Origin of the sequence: Streptomyces sp. NPDC101490, assembly GCF_044767145.1 — a bacterium.
Classification (GTDB): Bacteria; Actinomycetota; Actinomycetes; order Streptomycetales; family Streptomycetaceae; genus Streptomyces.
Genome location: NZ_JBIWNI010000020.1, coordinates 41102 through 60351 on the forward strand (window position 1 = coordinate 41102; position 19250 = coordinate 60351).

16 protein-coding genes and 1 tRNA gene are annotated in these 19250 nt (G+C 74.5%); 6 read left to right on the plus strand and 11 right to left on the minus strand.

Going from position 1 to position 19250, the window contains the following annotated elements:
* Positions 1-159: 159 nt before the first annotated feature.
* Positions 160-2124, minus strand: a complete 1965-nt coding sequence (locus ACIRQY_RS27930) for a putative bifunctional diguanylate cyclase/phosphodiesterase (protein WP_403930444.1) — start codon at positions 2122-2124, stop codon at positions 160-162.
* 326 nt (positions 2125-2450) lie between these two features.
* Between ACIRQY_RS27930 and ACIRQY_RS27935 the strand changes: the two genes are divergently transcribed.
* Positions 2451-3731 (plus strand): M6 family metalloprotease domain-containing protein, encoded by a 1281-nt coding sequence (locus tag ACIRQY_RS27935; RefSeq protein ID WP_403930446.1) that lies wholly within the window; start codon positions 2451-2453, stop codon positions 3729-3731.
* 179 nt (positions 3732-3910) lie between these two features.
* Here the strand turns inward: ACIRQY_RS27935 and ACIRQY_RS27940 are convergent.
* The 7 genes from ACIRQY_RS27940 to ACIRQY_RS27970 all read right to left on the minus strand — a co-directional run bounded on the left by ACIRQY_RS27940 (position 3911) and on the right by ACIRQY_RS27970 (position 10460).
* Positions 3911-3984: transfer RNA gene (locus ACIRQY_RS27940), tRNA-Lys, on the minus strand.
* Positions 3975-4592: a bifunctional DNA primase/polymerase gene (locus ACIRQY_RS27945; RefSeq protein WP_403930448.1), complete on the minus strand. Its 618-nt coding sequence runs from the start codon at positions 4590-4592 to the stop codon at positions 3975-3977. Before ACIRQY_RS27945 ends, ACIRQY_RS27940 begins: the two co-directional genes overlap by 10 nt.
* A 458-nt stretch (positions 4593-5050) precedes the next feature.
* Entirely contained in the window at positions 5051-5407 is a 357-nt protein-coding gene (locus ACIRQY_RS27950; protein ID WP_351782581.1) for a hypothetical protein, read from the minus strand.
* Between the two features lie 113 nt (positions 5408-5520).
* Positions 5521-6888, minus strand: a complete 1368-nt coding sequence (locus ACIRQY_RS27955) for an AAA family ATPase (RefSeq protein ID WP_403930450.1) — start codon at positions 6886-6888, stop codon at positions 5521-5523.
* On the minus strand, positions 6885-8474 hold the full coding sequence (locus ACIRQY_RS27960) for a hypothetical protein (RefSeq protein WP_403930452.1): 1590 nt from the start codon (positions 8472-8474) through the stop codon (positions 6885-6887). Before ACIRQY_RS27960 ends, ACIRQY_RS27955 begins: the two co-directional genes overlap by 4 nt.
* Positions 8474-9688 (minus strand): hypothetical protein, encoded by a 1215-nt coding sequence (locus tag ACIRQY_RS27965; protein ID WP_403930453.1) that lies wholly within the window; start codon positions 9686-9688, stop codon positions 8474-8476. The genes ACIRQY_RS27960 and ACIRQY_RS27965 overlap by 1 nt, the downstream gene beginning before the upstream one ends.
* The gene (locus tag ACIRQY_RS27970; protein ID WP_403930455.1) at positions 9585-10460 is read right to left on the minus strand and encodes a phosphatase PAP2 family protein; all 876 of its coding nucleotides are present in this window, start codon (positions 10458-10460) and stop codon (positions 9585-9587) included. The genes ACIRQY_RS27965 and ACIRQY_RS27970 overlap by 104 nt, the downstream gene beginning before the upstream one ends.
* Positions 10461-10602: 142 nt before the next feature.
* Here ACIRQY_RS27970 and ACIRQY_RS27975 point away from each other — a divergent pair, with 142 nt between their 5' ends.
* On the plus strand, positions 10603-11199 hold the full coding sequence (locus ACIRQY_RS27975; RefSeq protein WP_403930456.1) for a histidine phosphatase family protein: 597 nt from the start codon (positions 10603-10605) through the stop codon (positions 11197-11199).
* A gap of 159 nt (positions 11200-11358) precedes the next feature.
* Here the strand turns inward: ACIRQY_RS27975 and ACIRQY_RS27980 are convergent, their stop codons facing one another.
* The gene (locus tag ACIRQY_RS27980) at positions 11359-12660 is read right to left on the minus strand and encodes a tetratricopeptide repeat protein (RefSeq protein ID WP_403930458.1); all 1302 of its coding nucleotides are present in this window, start codon (positions 12658-12660) and stop codon (positions 11359-11361) included.
* 225 nt (positions 12661-12885) lie between these two features.
* On the opposite strand from ACIRQY_RS27980, the gene ACIRQY_RS27985 reads away from it, so the two are divergent.
* Together ACIRQY_RS27985 and ACIRQY_RS27990 are read left to right on the plus strand one after the other, a co-directional pair.
* Positions 12886-13329 (plus strand): hypothetical protein, encoded by a 444-nt coding sequence (locus tag ACIRQY_RS27985; RefSeq protein WP_351782563.1) that lies wholly within the window; start codon positions 12886-12888, stop codon positions 13327-13329.
* 242 nt (positions 13330-13571) lie between these two features.
* Positions 13572-14441 carry a spermidine synthase gene (locus tag ACIRQY_RS27990; RefSeq protein WP_403930460.1) on the plus strand — a complete coding sequence of 290 codons (870 nt, stop codon included), beginning with the start codon at positions 13572-13574 and terminating at the stop codon, positions 14439-14441.
* Positions 14442-14462: 21 nt separating this feature from the next.
* Here the strand turns inward: ACIRQY_RS27990 and ACIRQY_RS27995 are convergent, their stop codons facing one another.
* Positions 14463-15035: a hypothetical protein gene (locus tag ACIRQY_RS27995; protein WP_403930462.1), complete on the minus strand. Its 573-nt coding sequence runs from the start codon at positions 15033-15035 to the stop codon at positions 14463-14465.
* 87 nt (positions 15036-15122) lie between these two features.
* Between ACIRQY_RS27995 and ACIRQY_RS28000 the strand changes: the two genes are divergently transcribed.
* Together ACIRQY_RS28000 and ACIRQY_RS28005 are read left to right on the plus strand one after the other, a co-directional pair.
* Complete coding sequence (locus ACIRQY_RS28000; protein ID WP_351782554.1) at positions 15123-15824, plus strand: response regulator transcription factor; 702 nt, start codon at positions 15123-15125, stop codon at positions 15822-15824.
* Positions 15821-17224, plus strand: coding sequence for an ATP-binding protein (locus tag ACIRQY_RS28005; RefSeq protein WP_403930464.1), 1404 nt, complete (start codon positions 15821-15823; stop codon positions 17222-17224). The genes ACIRQY_RS28000 and ACIRQY_RS28005 overlap by 4 nt, the downstream gene beginning before the upstream one ends.
* Positions 17225-17539: 315 nt before the next feature.
* Here ACIRQY_RS28005 and ACIRQY_RS28010 read toward each other — a convergent pair whose 3' ends face one another.
* A complete protein-coding gene (locus tag ACIRQY_RS28010; RefSeq protein ID WP_351782548.1) occupies positions 17540-19189 on the minus strand; it encodes a bifunctional aspartate transaminase/aspartate 4-decarboxylase in 1650 nt (549 codons plus the stop codon).
* Between the last annotated feature and the right edge of the window lie 61 nt (positions 19190-19250).

Consider the following 19250-nt stretch of genomic DNA (forward strand, 5'->3'; position numbering starts at 1 on the left):
CCGCCGCCGGACCGGCACCCATCGGGACGCCCGATCGGGATGCCGGGCCCTGATCCGGACCTGGACTCTGATCGGGACCCCGGGCCCTGATCGGGACCCCGGGCCCCGGACCCCCGACCTCCGCCCCGGCCGCCCTCCGCCCCTCAGACCCTCAGACCCTCAGACCTTCAGCGTCTCCGCGTCGATCAGTTCGGCGATCCGTTCCGGGGCCACCGCCCGCGAGTACAGCCAGCCCTGCCCGGTGTCGCAGCCGATCCGCCGCAGCCTGCTCGCCTGGCCCGCGGTCTCCACGCACTCCGCCGTCACCGTCAGGCCCAGCCGGTGCGCCAGTTGCACCAGCGCCTCCACGATCAGCTCGTCCGCCGGGTTGGCGTGCTCCTCGTCCTGGAAGCCGCGCACGAACGACCCGTCCAGCTTCAGCACCGAGACCGGCAGCCTGCTCAGATACGCGAGGTTCGAGTAGCCGGTGCCGAAGTCGTCGATCGCGATCCGCACGCCCATGTCGCTCAGCGCCTGGAGCGCCTGGAGCGGACGCCCCGCCGAGCCCATCACGGCCGACTCGGTCAGCTCCAGCTGGAGCAGGTGCGGGGCGAGCCCGGTCTCGGCGAGGATGCCCGCCACGTCCCCGACCAGGTCGGAGTCCCACACCTGCCGGACCGCCACGTTGACGCTCACGAAGATCGGGCGCTCGCGCGGATGGTCCCGCTGCCACTGCCGGGCCTGACCGCAGGCGGTGGCCAGTACCCACCGGCCCAGCTCCACGATCGAGCCGTCCTCCTCGGCGATGCCGACGAACCGATTCGGCGCCAGACGTCCGAACCGCGGGTGGTCCCAGCGCACCAGCGCCTCCACCCCGCGCAGCGCCCCGCCGGCCAGGTCCACCAGCGGCTGGTACTCCAGGGTGAACTCCCCGCGCTCCACGGCGGGCCGCAGGGTGGAGGAGAGCGCCTGCCGGGTCATCCGGTGCGCGTTGCGCTCCGGGTCGAAGAGGTTCCAGCGGCCCTTGCCGTCGGCCTTCGCCCAGTACAGCGTGGTGTCCGCCGCCTGCATGAGGGCGGTCGCCGTGGTGTCGTGCCCGGAGCGCTCGACCACCCCGATCGAGGCGGAGACCGAGAGCCGCTGCCCGCCCAGGTCGAAGGGGCGCTGGAGCGCGTCGAGGACCGAGCGCGCCAGATCGGCCAGTTGCTCCGTGCCGGTGGAGTCCTCGACCAGGATCGCGAACTCGTCGCCGCCGAGCCGCGCCACGAGGTGTCCGCTGCTGCGGGTGTAGCCGTCGCTGTCCGCGCACTCCGTCAGCCGGGCGGCGACGGCGGCGAGCAGCCGGTCGCCGACACGGTGGCCGAGGGTGTCGTTGACCGCCTTGAACCCGTCGAGGTCGAGGTAGCAGAGACCGATCCGCCCTGTTCTGCCATACCCGTACGATCCATACGACTCGTACGACTCGTACGACGAACGGACCGGCCCCGGAGCCCCGTCGGTCCCGGCGGGGTCCCTCTCGGCCGAGTCCCCGGCCGGGTCCTCCAGCGCCGCCGAGAGCCGCTCGAAGAACAGCGCCCGGTTGGGCAGCCGGGTCACCGGGTCGTGCATCTGGAGGTGGCGCAGCCGCGCCTGGAGCTCGCGCCGCTCGCTGACGTCCGCGATCGACAGCAGGACCCGTCCGCTCCCCGGCACCGGGGCGACGGTGACCTCGGCCCACAGCGAGCGCCCGTCGGCGTGCTTGAGGCGGCGGGTGCAGCGGAAGCGGGAGCGCCGCCCGCGCAGCACCTCGTGGTACGCGTGCCAGGTGCGCCCGTCGGAGGCGAGGTCCACGAGGTCGGCCGCCGCCTGTTCGCGCAGCGCCCGGGGGTCGCTGCCGAGGAGGGTTCCGAAGGATTCGTTGGCGGTGACGACGACGCCGTCCCGGTCGACGACGGCCATGGCGAGCTGGGCGGCGCGGAAGGCGGCGCCGTGGTCGCGGAGTTCGGCGGCGCGGCGGTCCTCGGCGGAGCCGGTGCGGGGGTGGTCGTCCGCCTCCGGGGGGAGGGACCCGTCGTGTTCCTCGGGGTGACGCTCCGTGAGGGAGCCGTCCGCCGCGTGCGTCTCCGGCGGTTCCGCGTGCACCGGTCCTTCGGGGGTTCCGCTCACCGCTGGCTCCCGTAGTGCGGTCGGGCCGGTCACATGTGGTCGGGGCGGCCGGCCGGGGACGAGTGAGCCGATCATAGGGCCAGGGTGGGGGAGCGTTCCAGCTCCGGGGCGTTCTCGGCGGCCTTCCGGAGGGGTGGAACCGATCGCTGTACGACCCTGACCGACCGATTCTGCGCGGGTGTGACACGGACCGGTTCCGTCGTGACCGAATGTGACTTTACGTGAGCTCCAGCGCGCTCGTGTCGCGTCGACCCGGAGAGGCCCGCTCACCCGACCGGGGCAGTGGAAACATGCGAAAAACCGCAAACCATCACAAGGTGGGTGAGGTGTCCCGCATTCCCGATCCGGAGGTCCACGTGAGGGCTCAGCTGCCACCCGGGGGAGTGGAGCGCGCACGGCTGCGCTCCGGGGCCGCGGCCTTCACCTCGCTCGCCGCCCTCGCCGCCACCGGGCTCGTCGCGGGCCCCGCCGTCGGAGCCCCGTCGGCCGGACCCTGCGTCCTGCCCCGTACGGCCGCCCATCACTCGCTCGGCCTCGACACCTGGAACAGGTCGTACCCGCGCCCCGACCGCACCCTCGACGCGGTCATGATCTTCCTGTCCTTCCCGGACGCCGAGCCGCTCACCGAACCCGCCGCCCTGGCCGCCGACCACTTCCCGGCCACCACCGACTTCTTCACCCGGGCGTCCTACGGGCGGTTCACCCTGCGCCCGCACCCCCAGCGCGGCTGGACCCGGATGCCGAAGCCGTCGACCGCGTACGACATACGGCGGGACTGGGACGCGGGGCAGCGCGCCGCCTATCTGCGCGACGCGGTCGCCGCCGCCGACGCGAGCGTCGACTTCTCCCGCTACGGCGTCGTCTACCTGGTCGCCGATCCGGACGCGCCCGGTGTGGACTCCGACGCGACGAAGGTCGTCAACCTGGAGCACCCGCTGGAGGCGGACGGCACCGAGATCAGGCGGGTCGTGACCGTCTTCGAGCGGCATCCGCCCGACCGCAACGTCCTCGCCCACGAGACCGGGCACGTCTTCGACCTGCCCGACCTCTACCACCGTCCCGAGGACGGCAGGGGCGACTGGGACACCCATGTGGGTGACTGGGACGTCATGGGCAGCCAGTTCGGGCTCGCCCCCGACCTGTTCGGCTGGCACAAGTGGAAGCTCGGCTGGCTCTCCCGCGACCAGGTGGCCTGTGTCCAGGGCACCGATCCCCGCACGGTCACCCTGGAGCCGACCGACGCCCCGGCCCCGGCGGGCGGCACCCTCGGCACCCGGCTCGCCGTGGTCCGCACCGGGCCCGACAGCGTCCTCGCCGTCGAGGCGCGGAGTCGCGCGGGCAACGACACCGGCACCTGCGCCGAGGGCGTCCTCGTCTACCGGGTCCAGGGCGGCGCCGCCTCCGGCGACGGGCCGGTCCAGGTGGTCGACGCGCACCCGCGCACCGGCGCCTGCTGGGACCGGTCCGTCTACCCGCCGCTCGCCGACGCGCCCCTCGGCGAGGGCGAGACCCTCACCGTGCCGGGGACGGGGGTGCGCGTCGAGGCCGTGGACCGGACGCCGACGGGTTCCTGGACGGTACGGGTCACCCCGCCGTCCGTGCGCTGAACGGGTCGCTGAACGGGCCTCCGAGGCCGGGGGCGGCTCAGGGCCGCTCCGGGGAACCCTCCGGGTGCGGTCCGGAGCCGCCCCGAGGCGCTCCGGGGCGGCTTCCGGAAGCCCTCCGGGAAGGCCGCTCCCGGAGCACGAAGAAGCCCCCCGCTTCCGCGAGGGGCTTCTTCTGTCGGTGCGCCGCCAGGGACTCGAACCCCGGACCCGCTGATTAAGAGTCAGCTGCTCTAACCAACTGAGCTAGCGGCGCCTGCTGACGTCGTAGACATTAGCATCCGTCCGGGCGGGAGGAAAAATCGATACCCGCACGTCGGCGGCGGAGAGGGACCTGGCGGCCCGCACACATGCCCAGAGCATCACCTCGGGCCCCGGCAGCCAGGGGCTGAGGGTGTCGGGCGCGACCAGCCAGCGCGGGCCCGGCGCCCCGGACGGCACGAGCGGCGGCACGGTCACCGCGTCTCCGACTCCGTGGCAGAGCGGCCGGGGGACGCCCTCCTCCCAGTCGAGGAGGGCGGGCAGGCGCTGGGCCGTGCCCGGCGCGGCGAAGAGCATCATCCGGCCCCGGTGCACGGCGACCGGTCCCGACCCGGGGCCCTCCGCCCACATCCGGTCCAGCATCCGGCGGCCGAAGACCTGGTCGACGCCGACGACGTCGAAGACCGTGCCGCAGGGCAGCGCGGCCGGGGCGTCCGGCCGGGACTCCCAGCGGGTCAGCGCGGCCTCGCGGTCACCGGTGGCCGTGGTGAGCCAGGCGGCCCCGTCTGCGGTCACCCGGGCCGTCTGGTGCCGTCCCTCGTCGCTCTCCCGGAGGAACCGGAAGACGTCGTACGGGGTCTCGTCGCGCAGCCAGGTCGTCATGGCTCCAGATCTACCCGTCGTCACGGGCCGGTCGCTCAGTGTTCTCGAATCCCGGACAGGGCCGGCACCGGAGGGGTACCGTGCCCCCACGGCATATGCGCGGGAGGCGATTCCCGGCCACCTCCGGCCGACCGGCCGACCGCGACCGCCCGACCACCTCCAGCCGCCCGTCTGACCATCGTCGGCCGGACCTCGGCCACCGCCGGGGGCGACTCCCGGCCACCGTCGGCTGTCCCGGACCCCCGACCCCCGCTGCCCCGGCCGCCCGGGACACCCCCGCCGGTCGAGGGCCGCCACAGGGCCGGACCACCACCGGCCGGGCCCTGTCCGCCGGGCCCCTGTCCGCCGGACCCCTGTCGGCCGCAAGCCACCACCGGCCCGGTGCGCCGCCGGACCGCCCGCCCGCGGGCCGTGCTCCGGCCGCCGACCGCGACCGCCGTGGGCCCGGGACCCGGTTCTCAGTCCTCGGGGGGCCGGTCGTTCGAGCGGATCAGGTCCTGGCCGAACTCGATCATCTTCCGCGTGTAGTCCTCGGTCCACTGCGCACGGTCGGCGACGTCCGCCACCGTCAGCCGGTCGAAGCGGCGCGGATCCGCCAACTGGGCCGCCGCCATCGCCTGGAACTCCGTGGCCCGGTCCGCCGCGGCGCGGAACGCCAGCGTGAGCTCCGTCGCGCGGGCCAGCAGCTCCCGGGGGTCCTCCAACGACTCCAGGTCGAAGAAGTGCTCCGGGTCGGCGGTTGCCTCGGCAGGCTCGAACACCAGCGGGGCGGGCCTGAGCCGCCGCCGCACGTCCCGTTCCGCGGATTCCGCCATCGTCCTGCTCCTCCTCTGCACAGACACGGCCCGGACTCCCGGGCCGCCTTCCATTGTCCCGCGCCCCGCAAGAGCGCGAACCCTTCCCCGCGCGCGCCCCCGGCCGTCACCGCTCACGGCGTCCAGCGCACCCGGTGCTCCTCCAGGTGCGAGAGGACCGTGTGGTTCGCCTCCCAGCCGTCCGGGAACGACACCGCCGCCCCCAGCCGCACCGGGTCCGTCGACGGATGCGCGTCCAGGAGGTCGGCCACGCCCGCGCGGCAGACCACCACACAGGCGTGCCGGTGCCGGGAGGCGAGCACGCACAGCCGCCCCGTCTCCAGATGGAAGGCCGTGGCGTCCGGACGGCCCGACAGCGGGTGCAGGACGACCGTCACGTCGTACTCCCGGCCCTGGAGCCGGTTCGCGGTGTCCACCGTCACCCCCGTCACGCCGAGGTCCGCGAGCGCCGCCCGGACCGCCGCCGCCTGGTCCCGGTGCGCGGTGCCGACCGCGATCCGGTCCGGGGTCAGGGGAACGGGGGTCTCCGAACGCTCCGAGACCGCCGAGCCCTCCCGGTCCAGGAACCGCCGCACCACGAGCGCGACCGCGCCGACCGCCTCGGGATCGGTGCGCGGGGTGTGCCCGGCGGGCAGTTCGAGCAGGCCCCAGCCCGACTCCGCCGCCTCGTCCAGGACCCGGTCGGGCCCCGAACCGTCCGACGCCACCCCGAACGACAGCCTCCGGTCCCCCGGCCCGGTGCCGCTGCGGAACGGCGTGTACGGGTAGAAGGCGTCCGAGACCAGCGGCGCCGCCGACGCGGGCAGCCGCCACGACACCGGCAGCCGGTGCTGCGGCAGTTCGGGATTGTGCGCCAGCAGGGTGGCGACCGCGCTCGCCGACGGGTCGTACGACAGACCCGCCCACTGCTCCGCGCCCACCACCGAGAACGGGTCCAACTGCCCCGGGTCGCCCACGAACAGCGCCCGCTCGAACAGCCCCGCCACGGCGAGCAGCGCGTCCGAACGCATCTGGTACGCCTCGTCCACGATCGCGTGCGACCACGGCCCGGCGTTCTTCACGTGCCCCCACTTGGCGGCCGTGGACAGCACCACCGGCAGCCCGGCCAGGTCCCCCGCCTTCGCCGACTTCCGTACGTTCTCCAGGGCGTCCAGCGCCTGGTCGTACGGGTCGCTGTCGCTGGAGTGCAGCCGGCCCACCTCCAGGCCGGGCTCCTTCTCGGCGAGCCGCAGCACCAGATCGTCCACCTGCGCGTTCGTCTGCGCGACCACCATCAGGGGCCGTCCGGCGGCGGCCAGTTCGAGCGCGGCCCGCACCACCAGGGTCGACTTGCCCGCACCGGGCGGGGAGTCCACCACGACACCGCGCGCGGAGCCGTGCAGGGTGTCCGCCAGGATGCCGTCCGTCGCCCGGCCCGCCGCCACCGACGGATCGAGGGCCGACGGATCGAGGACCGGCGGGTCCAGGGTCTCGGGGGTCACAGCACGTCCTCCTCGGTCACGGCGTCCGGCAGTTCCACGGCGTCCGTCCCCGGCGGGCCGCCGTGCGTCCAGGGGGTGTCCTCCGCCTCCGGGAGCTGCGGCCCGACCCGCTGCTCGTGCTCGAACAGCGTCCAGGCGATCCGCTCGCCCTTCTCCGGCACCGAGCCCTCGGCGGGGTCCTTGCCCCGGCCCATCCGGTCGAGCAGCCGCAGCAGCAGCGACCCGTCCTCCTCGTACCGCACGAACTCGGCCGTCTGCGGCTTCCCGTCGAGCGAGCGGTACACCCGCAGCCGCTCGTCCAGGTGCGGCCGGTCCTCCGTGCGGACCGTGAGCAGCGGGCGCGGCGCGGGCCGCTTCGACTCCGTCCACACCATCGTCACCTCCGTCACCTCCGCCGTGAACGCCTCGCCCGCGAGCCGCCGCCCGGCCAGCACCAGCGGATCGTCCAGGGCCTCCTGCGCCTCCAGCTGCCCCTGCGCCTGCTCCCGGGCCGCGAGCTTCCGGGCCGCCGTGACGGCGTCGTCCCGGCGCGGCTGCGGCGGCTCACCGGCAGCGACCCGGTCCCGGTGGGCGGTGAACGACCAGCGGTCCCGGGTCCACCGGTCCGGCACCCTCGCACCCTCGGGCAGCTCCCCGAGCAGGCCGATCGCCCGCCAGACCGCCTCCCAGGTCGGCTTCAGCCGGGAGACGACGAGCCGCCGCACCTCCCGCTCGGCCGCGTGCAGCTCCCCGAGGCCGGTGTCGGCGGCGCCGCCGTCCTCGGCCGCGCCGATCGCCTGCCGGGCCCGGTCGTACCGTTCGATCGCGGGCGCGAGGAGCCGGTTGTCGAACGCCGGATCGGTGGCGGGCCCGGCGGGCGGGCAGAGCAACTGCCCCTGGGAGTCCCGGCCCACCTCGGCCCGCAGCGCCGCCTCCGCACCCGGCTCCCCGTCGTACGGGTCGATCCAGGCGAGCAGCGCCCCCAGGTGCTGGTCCTCCAGGGCGGACTGGCCGGTCGCCCAGTGCCGGTTGAGCAGGTCGGTCGCGGCGAGCAGCAGCGAGGAGCCGGGCACCAGGGCCCGCTCGCCGAAGTGCGTCAGCCAGCGCCCGAGCAGCGGCACCCGGGGCGGCGCGGGGAACGGGGTCTCCGGGTCCTGCTCGGCCGTCCGCCGGAACCGCGTCGACCGCCCGAGCAGCCGTACGTACTCCACACCGGCCCGGCTCGGCACGATCAGCTGCGGCGCGTCCACGCACAGCTCCGCCTCGACCTTCACCCTCCTGCCGGTCGCGGGGTCCGTCTCGTTGCGCTCCACGGCCTCCACGGCGCCGGTGAACGAGTCGACGTACGGCAGGACCACCTCCGCCAGATCGGCGAGGAACGCGAACCGCAGGTCCCGGTCCCGGGGCTGCGGCACCACCAGGAGCCGGGGCTCCTCGGAGTCGGTGCCGACCAGGGCGCCCAGCGGGGCACCCGCCTCACCGGCCGTCGTCAGCGGTACGAGCACCAGCGGGCGCGCGGACAGCCGCCGGTGCCGGACGGTCGCCAGCGGCTGGGCCCGGCCCGCCTCGACGGCCTCCATCCGGGCCAGCGTCGAGATCAGCGACATCAGAGGACCCCTTCCGTCTGCGCGGCGGCCGTCCCGGCGGTGTCCCGGGCCGTGGCCAGTGCCTCCTCGCGCAGCGCCCGCGCCCGGCGCAGCGCCACCACCGCGGGGTCCGGCGGACCGTCCGTCCCGGGGCAGGGCGCCCCGTCCTCGCCGCGCGCCGCCGCGAGGACCGCGCCGACCGTCGTCAGACCGCCCAGTTCGCCCCGGACCGCACGGCCCAGGGTCTCCACCGCGCCCGACTCCCGGGCCCGCGACCGGCAGTGGAAGGCCAGCTCGCAGGCGGCCAGACACTCCGGCGCGTACTGGTGGGGGACCGCCTCCACGGAGGCGGCCAGCTCCGCCGCCGAGCGCTCCGCCACGTCGAAGCTGACGCCCTCCGGCAGGGCCTCCGCGATCTCGTCGATCCGGGTCAGCCGGTCCAGCTGCCGCCGGGTGACGGCCCGCTGCTTCCGCACGTCGACGAGCGAGGCCGTCGGCACGTTCGAGAAGTCCTTCGGGCAGACCAGGAGCACCGAGGGGGAGACCCGCGCGCCCGGCGTCCGCTCCGCGACCCGCTCCAGGGCCAGTACGTACACCGCCGCCTGCCGGGCCGCCGCGCCCACCTTCGAGGCGTCGGCCGCGCCGTCGACCATCGGGAACGACTTGATCTCCACGACCGTCCAGCCGCCGCCGGGCCGGACCACGACGGCGTCCGGCTCCAGATAGACCGGCGAGCCCGCCACCTCCAGGGCGAGCAGCGGATGGTCGAGCAGCGTCCAGCGGTCCGCGCCGGTCGCCTCCCGCAGCGCGAGCGCCGTGCGTGCCACCCGTCCCTCGGGCCCCGCCGCCGTCAGCTCGGGCACCGCCACCACGCCGGGCTCCTCGACCCCGATCAGCCGCAGCAGCTCCCGGCCGCCGTCCGCCTTGACCTTCGCCTCGAACGAGTTGCCCCGCACGATCGCGAACTGCGACTGCCCGAAGGGCGCGGGGGAGCCGAGCTTCGCGGCGAGCGCGGACTTGTCGACGCCCGCGCCGTCGAGCAGGGCCCGCCGCCGGCAGCCGGGGTTGGCGGCCAGCGCGGCGAGGGCCCGTGCGTCCAGCGGACGGGGGGCGGTGGCCGGTCCGCGCAGCTCAGCGAGCATCTCCCGGGCTCTTGGCCTGGCTCGGGTCGGGGCGGTTCCGGGCCGAGGTGTCTGCGGGGGTCCGGGCGGACCGCTGTCCAGGGATGCGCTCACCCGCGGAAGTCTCGCATCCGGCACTGACAACGGGGGGCGCTTCCACGGTCCCGCGCAGCCGCCCGGCTCCCCGCAGCACGTACGGGGTGAGCAGCAGCCCCAGGCCCATGACGGCCGCCCCGGCGACCGCGTCGAGCAGGTAGTGGTTGGCGGTGCCCAGTACCACCACCGTCGTGACCAGCGGATACGCCAGCCCGGCGGCCTTAGCGGCGGGGCCGCGCCCGTACCGCCACAGCATCGCCCCGCACCACAGCGCCCAGCCGACGTGCAGGCTCGGCATCGCCGCGAACTGGTTCGTCAGACCGCCGAGGCCGCGCGGCGCGCTGGCCTCGCCGCCCCACCAGCCGTACGCGCTGTACCGGGCCATGGTGTCGGTGAAGCCGTACACCGGGTCGAGCAGCCGGGGCGGGCAGGTGGGCAGCAGGGTGAAGCCGACGAGACCGAGGAGGGTGGCGGTCATCAGCCAGGTGCGGGCGGCCCGGTAGTGCGCCGGGCGGCGCCGGAACAGCCACACCAGGATCGCCGGGGTCACCAGGTAGTGCAGGGAGGCGTACGCGAAGTCCGCCGGTATCCCGAGCGCGGGCACGTCGGTGAAGAGCCGGTTCAGCGGGTGTTCGGCGTCGGCCCCGAGGCGTTCCTCGAACCGCAGGATCGCCAGACCGTGGCCGACGGCCGTGGCCTCGTCGCCGCGCGCGAGCAGCCGCCCGCCGGAGTAGGCCGCGTACACGAGCCCGATCAGGGCCGACTCGGCCCACCAGCGCGGCTTGTCCATGCGAACGCTTCCCCCCGACGTGTCCGGCCCCGGGAGGGGGACGCGGGACGGCGCCCCGCGGTTGCCGGGACGTCACCCCGAATCCGTCTGGGCGATGATGGGAGAGGCACGTCCGCACCGTGAAACCTGGAGAGTCCTTCCCATGGCACCGCGCATCCTGCTCGCCCGGCACGGCCAGACCGAGTGGTCGCTCCTCGGCCGGCACACCGGCAGGACAGACATCCCGCTGCTCGACGAGGGGCGGCGCGGCGCGAAGCTGCTCGGCGAGCGCCTGCACCGGGACCCCTGGGAGGGGCTGCCCGGGGTGGAGATCCGCACCAGCCCGCTGGTCCGCGCGAGCGAGACCTGTGAGCTCGCGGGCTTCGGCGACCGCGCCGAGCCCTGGGACGCCCTGATGGAGTGGGACTACGGGGCGTACGAGGGGCTCACCCCGCCGCAGATCCAGGACATCCGGCCCGGCTGGTTCATCTGGCGCGACGGCGTCCCGGACGGCGAGTCCCTGGCGCAGCTCTCGGACCGCGCGGACGAGGTCGTGCACTGGGCCCGGTCCGCCGACCGGGACGTCCTCGTCTTCGCGCACGGGCACATCCTGCGGTCGATCGGCGCCCGCTGGCTCGGCGAGGACGTCTCCTTCGCGGCCCGCGTCCGGCTCGACCCGACGAGCCTGTCGGTCCTCGGCTGGGCGTACGGCGCCCCGGCGATCGAGCGCTGGAACGACACCGGGCACCTGGAGCGGTAGCGGGGCCGGGCCGGTCGGCACGGGCCCGGTCGGCGGGGGCCGCCGTCGCGGACCTGGCGCCGACCGGCCCCGTCAGCCCCGGCGCCGGTCCGTCAGCGTGCGGATCCCAGCGTGCGGGCCCCCGCCCGTGCCCCCGCCCTGCTCTCGGGCGCCCGGCTCTCAGCGCCGGGTGCGGCGGCGCGCGGTGAGGACCCGGCGGGTCTCCGCGAGCATCATCCGGATGCGGGCGGACGCGACCCCGGCGAGGGCCTCCGTCACCCGGCGCGCCTCCGTCGCCGCCTCCTCCAGGCGCCCCGCGTACGCCAGGTCCTTCGCCAGGTGGGCCCGGTAGAGCGCCAGGTTCCGGGCGAAGTGCGGGTTCTGCAGGACCACGGCCCGGTGGGCGTGCCGGGCGGCCCGCCCCCATTCGCCGAGCGCCGACCAGCACTGGGACTCCAGCGCCTCCCGCTCCGGCTCCCCGAAGAACGACATCCACTCGGGGTCGCCGTCCGAGGGGCCCCGGTCGAAGAAGCCGTGCGCCCGGCCGAGGGCCCGCTCGCACGCCGAACGGTCACCGAGCCCCGCCCAGGCACCCGCCTCCCGCAGCGAGAGCAGCGCGGGCAGCCGGGCCGAGTCCACCGACCGGGCCGCCCGCAGTCCGGCCTGTGCCGCGCGCAGCGCCTCCCGGAACCGGCCGCCGTCCCGGGCCAGGAACGAGGTGTTGCAGAAGGCGTGCGCCTCCAGGGCCGCGTTCCCCGCCACGCGCGCGGTGGAGAGGGCCTCGGCGTAGTGCGAGCGGGCGTCCTCGTGACGGCCGGAGTCGTGCGCCAGCCAGCCGACGGACAGCGAGAGTTCCCCCGTACCCGCGTGCAGCCGGTCCTCGGTGGAGCGGCGGGCGGCGGTCCCCGCGTCGAGCAGCGCGTACGCGGCGCGCAGCGGCTGGGCGGCGGCCCTGTAGAGCCCGTCGGCGCCGTACCGGTCGTCCAGCAGCCGGATCTCCCGTACGGCGTCCTCGACGGCCCGTACCTCCGTCTCGCCGACGCGGTGGGGCCCACGGGGGGCGGGGATCGCGACGGCGGGGCCGCCCAGTCCCAGCGACACGGTCGCCAGCGTGGCGGAGCCGCTCGTCATGAATGCGCGACGCAGCACGTCGCTCTCCTCATCGTTCCGGGTCGTGATGGCGGCGGCGGGCTCGTCCCCCTCGGGGTCGGCCTGCCGCCTGCCGCGCACCGTCTCCCGCGCGGAGAAACCCAGGTCGGCGAGGCCGAGACCCGGGAACATGTGCAGGAAGACCCGCTCGTACGCGTAGTTGGGACAGCGGATCTCGCCCGCCTCGACACGCCCGATGTAGCGCGCGTCGCAGGCGACCTGTTCGCCGATCTCCCGCGCCGCGCGGCGGACCGCCGCCGCGAACTCCGCCGGTGAGTGCCGACCGCGGAGGCGCCGGAAGGCGAGATTGGGAACTGCCCGTGACATCGTCATGGCCGAGCCCTCTCCTGGTGCTGCCGGGTGGTCCGGCGGCAAGAACGTACCCGCTGCCACCGAGCCCTCATGCCGAGTTTGGCTACAAATCGGATATCTCACCTTCCATCTGCCATGAACTGCCATCCTTTGCGGCGGGAAACCGCCGTAGCCGTTGACGCGCGCGGGCGTTGAACCGGTAGAGGAGAGACGGCACGTGTCTCCTCAGGAGCGAGGAGGGGTCCCATGACGGAGATCGGTTCGCAGTCGGCCACGTGGCACGCGCCCGCCCCGGAGGTCATCGGGGCGACGTCCGCCGCCGAGCCCTGGGACCTGGTGACCGTCCCGGCCCGGCAGGGGCTGGAGGCCGTGGACATCCTCCGGCGCGGCGCCACCCCCGCCGTCGGCCCCGTCGTCCACGACGGGACCTGCGCCACCCTGGGCTTCCTGGTCCCGCCCGGCACCGCCGCCGCCTGGGACCTGCCCGGCAGCGCCTGTACGAGGACCTCGGGGCGCGGGCTGCGCCTCCCGGAGCTGCCGGAACTGCCCGAACCGGCCGGGGACGCGCCCCGCCCCGCGGGCTGGCTGCTGCCCCCCGGGGAGGCCGACCAGGTCACCGACCCCGAGGTGCTCCGCGCGGCCCTCGGCGAGGCGGCCCGGCTCATCGAGGCGGCCGACGGCTGCCACTGACGGCTGCCGCCACCCCGTGGCCGTCGGCCGATCGCCGCTGCCGGCTGATCGCCGCTGACTGACCACCGCTTCCGTCTGCCGGGTGTCCGTCGTCCGCTCTCGCTTTCCGTCCGCCGTCCGTCGGCCCTCGGCCGCCGCCTGTGACGCCGCCCCCCGTCTCCGTCCCCCCCCCGTCTCCGTCCGCCCCCCGTCTCCGTCCGGCCGCCGGGCCCCGGCTCCGGGTGGCAGTCGATAATGGGTCCGTGGCCAGGAACAACAAGCAGCGCGACCGGGCGGCCGCCGCCGCCCCCGTCGTCGAGACCGTCGACGGCGGAGTCGCCGAACTCGTGCCCGACCGGGACCGGCCCCGTGCCTGGACGCTGCTGATCGACGGCGCCCCGCAGTCCCACGTGGACCTCGACGACCCGTCCCGCCTCACCTTCGAGTACCAGCGGCGGCTCGGCCACGTCATCGACCTCGTCGCCGCGCCGAACCGGCCGCTCCAGGTCGTCCACCTCGGCGGCGGCGCCTTCACCCTCGCCCGGTACGTCGCCGCGACCCGGCCCCGCTCCACCCAGCAGATCGTGGAGCTCGACGCGCGTCTCGTGCAGTTCGTCCGGCGGGAGCTCCCGCTCGACGCCGGGGCCCGCGTCCGGGTCCGCTCCACCGACGCCCGCGCCGGGCTCGGCAAGATCCAGGACGGCTGGGCCGACCTCGTGGTCGCCGATGTGTTCGGCGGGGCCCGCACCCCGGCCCATCTGACCAGCACCGAGTTCCTCACCGAGGTGCGGCGGGTGCTGCGGCCGGACGGCTGCTACGCGGCCAACCTGGCCGACGGGCCGCCCCTGAGCCATCTGCGCGGCCAGATCGCCACCGCCGCCGCCGTCTTCCCCGAACTCGCGCTCACCGCCGATCCGACCGTGCTGCGCGGACGCCGGTTCGGCAACGCGGTGCTGCTGGCCTCGGACCGGGAACTCCCGGTGGCCGAGCTGACCCGCCGGGTCGCCACCGACCCGCACCCCGGCCGGGTCGAACACGGCCGGGCGCTCGCCGACTTCGCCGGAGGAGCGGTGCCCGTCACCGACGCGGTCGCCAAGCCCTCGCCCGTACCGCCGCCGTCCGCCTTTCTCTGACGGCGGCGTCCCGGCGACGGCTCAGACGGCCCGTTCCTCGATCTGCACCCGGGGCGCGGTGTCGTGCCAGAGGCAGAAGACGGACAGTTCACGGCTGCCGGAGGTGAAGGTGACGCGGATCCAGGTGGCGTCCTTCCACACCTGCATCTGCCAGCCGGACGCGGGGGTCGCGGAGACGAGTTCGGCCGAGCTCTCCCCGAGGTCGAAGGCGACCCGGCCGCCGTCCACGGTGTAGCTCTTCACGTTCGAGCCGGAGTCCGCCGCCGCCGTGGTGGCGGTGGGCGGGGCCACGGGTGCGGTGGTCCGCTCGGGGGCCGTCCCGGCGGCGGCGGGCGCGGTCGTGGGGCCGCCGTCCGGGGTGCGCCGGGAGGGAGCGGGCGTGGACGGCGGGGTGGTGCCGGGCCGCTCCGTCGAGGAGGACAGCGGGGCCTCGGACACCGGGGGTTCCTCGACGGGGCCTGCGGGCAGGGGCAGTGCGCGCGGCCGGTCGTACACCGTGCCGGACAGCACCGTGTGCACCCCCCACCAGGACAGGGTGACCGCCGCACCGGTGGCGAGCGCCCAGGCCAGGGCGTGAACGAGTCCTCTACGCACCGGGCCATAGTGCACCACCGCCCATGGGGCCGGGCCAGAGGGTGGAGATTGTCAGATGATCCTCTCGAATGGCGTACGGTGCGGCCCATGGCAAGTGTGCTCGTGGTCGAGGACGACCAGTTCGTGCGCTCCGCCCTCATCCGTCGGCTGTCCGAGGCCTCCCACACGGTGCGGAGCGTCGGCACGGCTCTGGAGGCGTTGCGCGAGGTCGCCCATTTCCGTTTCGACGTCGTGATCCTGGACCTCGGTCTGCCCGATCTCGACGGGTCCGAAGCGCTCAAGATGCTGCGCGGGATCACCGACGTACCGGTGATCATCGCGACCGCCCGGGACGACGAGGCGGAGATCGTCCGGCTGCTCCACGCGGGGGCCGACGACTACCTCGTGAAGCCCTTCTCGGTCGACCACCTGTCGGCCCGGATGGCCGCGGTCCTGCGGCGGGCGCGGTCGGCGGCGGGGGAGGCGCCGCCGTCCCGGGTGATCCGGGTCGGCGGGCTCGTCGTCGACCCGTTGCGCCGTCAGGCGGAGCTGGACGGGGCGCCGCTGGACCTCACCCGGCGCGAGTTCGACCTGCTCGCCTTCCTCGCCGGGCGGCCCGGGGTCGTCGTCCCCCGCAAGGAACTGCTCGCCGAGGTCTGGCAGCAGTCGTACGGGGACGACCAGACCATTGACGTCCATTTGTCATGGCTGCGGCGGAAATTGGGGGAGACGGCGGCCCGGCCCCGCTATCTGCACACCCTGCGCGGGGTCGGCGTGAAACTGGAGCCGCCCCGGGAGCCGACGCCGTGAGATGGGCCCTCGTCAAGGTGTCCCTCGCGGTCACCGCCATGGTCGTCTTCGCCTTCGCCGTACCCCTCGCGCTCGTCGTCAAGGAGATGGCCCGCGACCGGGCGTTCTCCAACGCCGAGCGGCGGGCCGCCGGGCTCGCCCCCGTCCTCGCCATCACCACCGAGCGCGAGGAACTCGACAAGGCCCTCGCCAGTACCGAGGAGGGGCCCGCCGGGCGGCTCGCCATCCACGTCCCCGCCGAAGAGCTGGGCGGCGAACCGCTGGAGATCGGTACGCGCCGGGTCAGCGAGAAGGACCTCGCGGTCACCCGCAGGGTCGGCCGGGTGTCCATCGCCGACGTCCCCGGCGGCTTCGTCCTCCTCCAGCCCACCGCCATCAGCAGCGCCCAGGTCGCCTACGTCGAGATCTTCGTCCCCGAGGGGGACGTGTCCAAGGGCGTCACCACCGCCTGGCTGGTGCTCGCCGGGGTCGGCCTCGCCCTGGTCGTCGGTTCGGTCGCCGTCGCGGACCGGCTCGGGGTCCGGATGGTCCAGCCCGCCCAGCGGCTCGCGGGCGCCGCCCAGGAACTCGGCGAGGGCAGGCTCGGTGTCCGGGTCCCCGAGGAGGGACCGGCCGAACTCAAGTCGGCCGCCGTCGCGTTCAACTCGATGGCCGACCAGGTCGTGCAGCTCCTCGCCAACGAGCGGGAGCTGGCCGCCGACCTCTCCCACCGGCTCCGCACCCCGCTCACCGTGCTCCGCCTCAACGCGGCCTCGCTCGGCTCGGGGCCGGTCGCCGAGCAGACCCGGGCGGCCGTCGAGCAACTGGAGCGCGAGGTCGACATCATCATCCGCACGGCCCGGGAGGCGAAGCCGCAGACCCAGGCCGCCGGGCCCGGCGCGGGCTGCGACGCGGCCGAAGTGGTGCGCCAGCGGATGGACTTCTGGTCCGCGCTCGCCGAGGACGAGGGCCGCCCGGTCCGGGTCGCGGGCGTCGAACGACCGGTCCGCATCCCGGTGGCCCGGCCCGAACTCGTCGCCGCGCTCGACGCGTTGCTCGGCAACGTCTTCCGGCACACCCCCGAGGGCACGGCCTTCTCGATCGACGTCCACAACGGCGACGACGCCGTCATCGTCCTGGTCTCCGACGCGGGCCCCGGCATCGAGGACCCCGCCGCCGCGCTCGCCCGGGGCAACAGCGGGGCCCGGGACGGCTCCACGGGCCTCGGCCTCGACATCGCGCGGCGGATGGCGGAGGCCACCGGCGGTGACGTGCGCATCGGACGGTCGGTCCTCGGCGGCACGGAGGTCCGGGTGTGGATCGGTCTCGACGGACGCGGCACCCGCTCGGCGTCCCGGGCCCCCCGCCCGCCCCGCCGCCGCCGGGGCGGCACGGGCACCCGCAGAGCGGGCGTCGGCTGAAGCCGGGCGCCCTCGCGCCGGACGGAACCCACGAGAGCCTCGGCCTCGGCCGGGCGGCCCGCCCTTGCCCCGCACCCGCCCCGCCCCACACCCGCACCCGCCCCGCCCGGTTCAAGCCCCCTCGGCCGGGTCCGTTCGGCAACCTTTGCTGGTTCCGATGCCTTCCTTAAGCACGCCTTAAGGAAGCTCCACGATGTCGCGGTGCTCCCCTTTGTCCGTTCGCCGGGCGCTAGCGTCTGTCCTGCTACCCCCTCCCCCCACAAGGCGCGCCCCGGCCCGCAGACCCCCTACCCCGGCCGGGGCGCGCACCCCCTCTCAGGCCGTGGAGGCCTTCCACTCCTCGGCGTAGTCGTTGAAGATCGCCCGCAGATGGTGGCCGATCTTCAGGTAGTCCAGGTCGTCGAGGTTGGCCAGGGAGACCCGGACCGACCACTCGGGACCGTCGAAGCCGCCGCCGTTGAGGAGGACGACGCTGGTCTGCTCGGCGAGCCGGAACAGCGGGTCCACCGGCTCGTAGTTCTTCTCCAGGAAGTCCGCGAAGTCCTTCCCGTGCACCCGCTCGGCCTCCGCGAGCAGATCCAGCTCGATGTAGTACCCGGCCCGCTTCGGATCCTCGGCGATCTTCATCTGGGCGCCTTCGAGGAGCAGTTCCAGACGCTGGCGCACGATGCCCCGGATCCGCTCCTTGTACGCCTGTCCCTCGGGCAGCAGGTCGAAGAGCGAGAACAGCGACATCATGACCTGCTGGGGCAGCGAGAGCCCGGCCGTGTGGTTGAGCGCGACCTGACGGGAGTCGGCGACCAGCCGGTCGATGAACCGGATCTTCTCCGGATCCAGGGTGAGCGTGCCGTACCGCTTGTTCAGCCGGTCCGTCTCCTCCCGGGGCAGCTTCGTGATCATCTCGTCGATGACGTTGTCGTCGTAGAGGCCGATCACGCCGAGCCGGTGGCCCGTGCAGCCGTAGTGCTTGGAGTACGAGTACACGAGGAGGGTGTTGCGGGGCAGGTCCGCCGCGAGCGAGCGGAAGCCCTCGACGAACGTGCCGTACACGTCGTCCGTGACGATCAGCAGGTTCGGGTTGGCCGTGGCGACGATGTCCTTGATCTGGTTCGTGACCCGCTCGCTCAGCGCCAGCGACGGCGGGTTCGACGGGTTGACGACACAGACCATCTTCACCGACGGGTCGGCCAGCTTGGCGACCTCCTCGGTCGGGTAGCGCCACTGGCGCACCCCGGTCTCCGTGAAGAGGCTCGCGTTGACGTTGACGACGTCGAAGCCGTACGTGTCGAGTTCGGGGATCTCGATGTACGGGGTGAAGACCGGCACCATCAGGGCGATCCGGTCGCCCTTCTTCAGGATCCCGTTCTTCATCAGGGAGTCGAAGATGTAGCACATGGCGGCGGTGCCGCCCTCGGTCGTGAACAGCGACATGTTCCCGGCGGGCGGCCGCTTGTCGAACATCTCGTCGTTCAGGTAGCCCCGCACGATCTGCTCGGTGTGCGGCAGGATGCGGCCCGGCACCGGGTAGTTGTCGCCGATCGTGCTGTCGGTCAGCTCGTGCACGAACGCGTCCTTGTCGAAGCCGAAGCGTTCGACGGCGTACTCCACACAGCTCTGGAGGAGTTCGATGCCGGGCAGGTCGGGGTGCTGCCGGACGAAGGTGTCGAAGCGGGCGCCGGAGCCCGCGACCTCGGGCATCCCGCCGAGGTCGTCGGCGGTCCAGACGCGGCGCGACTCGGAGAGCGAGAAGTAGCCGAGCGCGAAGTACGCCTCGCGGGGGCCGGTGGCGACCCAGTTCGGGTTGCCCCGGCCCGCGTTGAGCATCTGTGTCTGCGACTTCTCCTTCTGGCCGGGCTTGTCGGCCTGCGCCTCCTGCGCGATCCGGATGAACTTGTCCTTCAGTTCGAACGGCGAGAGCTGTGCGAAGGACTGGATCTCCGCACGGGTGAAGGTGGTCTTGGGCACGGCGGGCACTCACTTCCGTCAGCGGTCGGGGCGGTGGTTCCGGGGCGGTGGTCCGGGTCCG

What these genes read in the sequence shown, in the direction of transcription:
- ACIRQY_RS27945 (WP_403930448.1), bottom strand. Translation starts at nt 4,592, where the DNA reads ATGACGACCTGGCTGCGCGACGAGACCCCGTACGACGTCTTCCGGTTC.
- ACIRQY_RS27950 (WP_351782581.1), bottom strand. Translation starts at nt 5,407, where the DNA reads ATGGCGGAATCCGCGGAACGGGACGTGCGGCGGCGGCTCAGGCCCGCC.
- ACIRQY_RS27960 (WP_403930452.1), bottom strand. Translation starts at nt 8,474, where the DNA reads ATGTCGCTGATCTCGACGCTGGCCCGGATGGAGGCCGTCGAGGCGGGC.
- ACIRQY_RS27970 (WP_403930455.1), bottom strand. Translation starts at nt 10,460, where the DNA reads ATGGACAAGCCGCGCTGGTGGGCCGAGTCGGCCCTGATCGGGCTCGTG.
- ACIRQY_RS27975 (WP_403930456.1), top strand. Translation starts at nt 10,603, where the DNA reads ATGGCACCGCGCATCCTGCTCGCCCGGCACGGCCAGACCGAGTGGTCG.
- ACIRQY_RS27980 (WP_403930458.1), bottom strand. Translation starts at nt 12,660, where the DNA reads ATGACGATGTCACGGGCAGTTCCCAATCTCGCCTTCCGGCGCCTCCGC.
- ACIRQY_RS27985 (WP_351782563.1), top strand. Translation starts at nt 12,886, where the DNA reads ATGACGGAGATCGGTTCGCAGTCGGCCACGTGGCACGCGCCCGCCCCG.
- ACIRQY_RS28000 (WP_351782554.1), top strand. Translation starts at nt 15,123, where the DNA reads ATGGCAAGTGTGCTCGTGGTCGAGGACGACCAGTTCGTGCGCTCCGCC.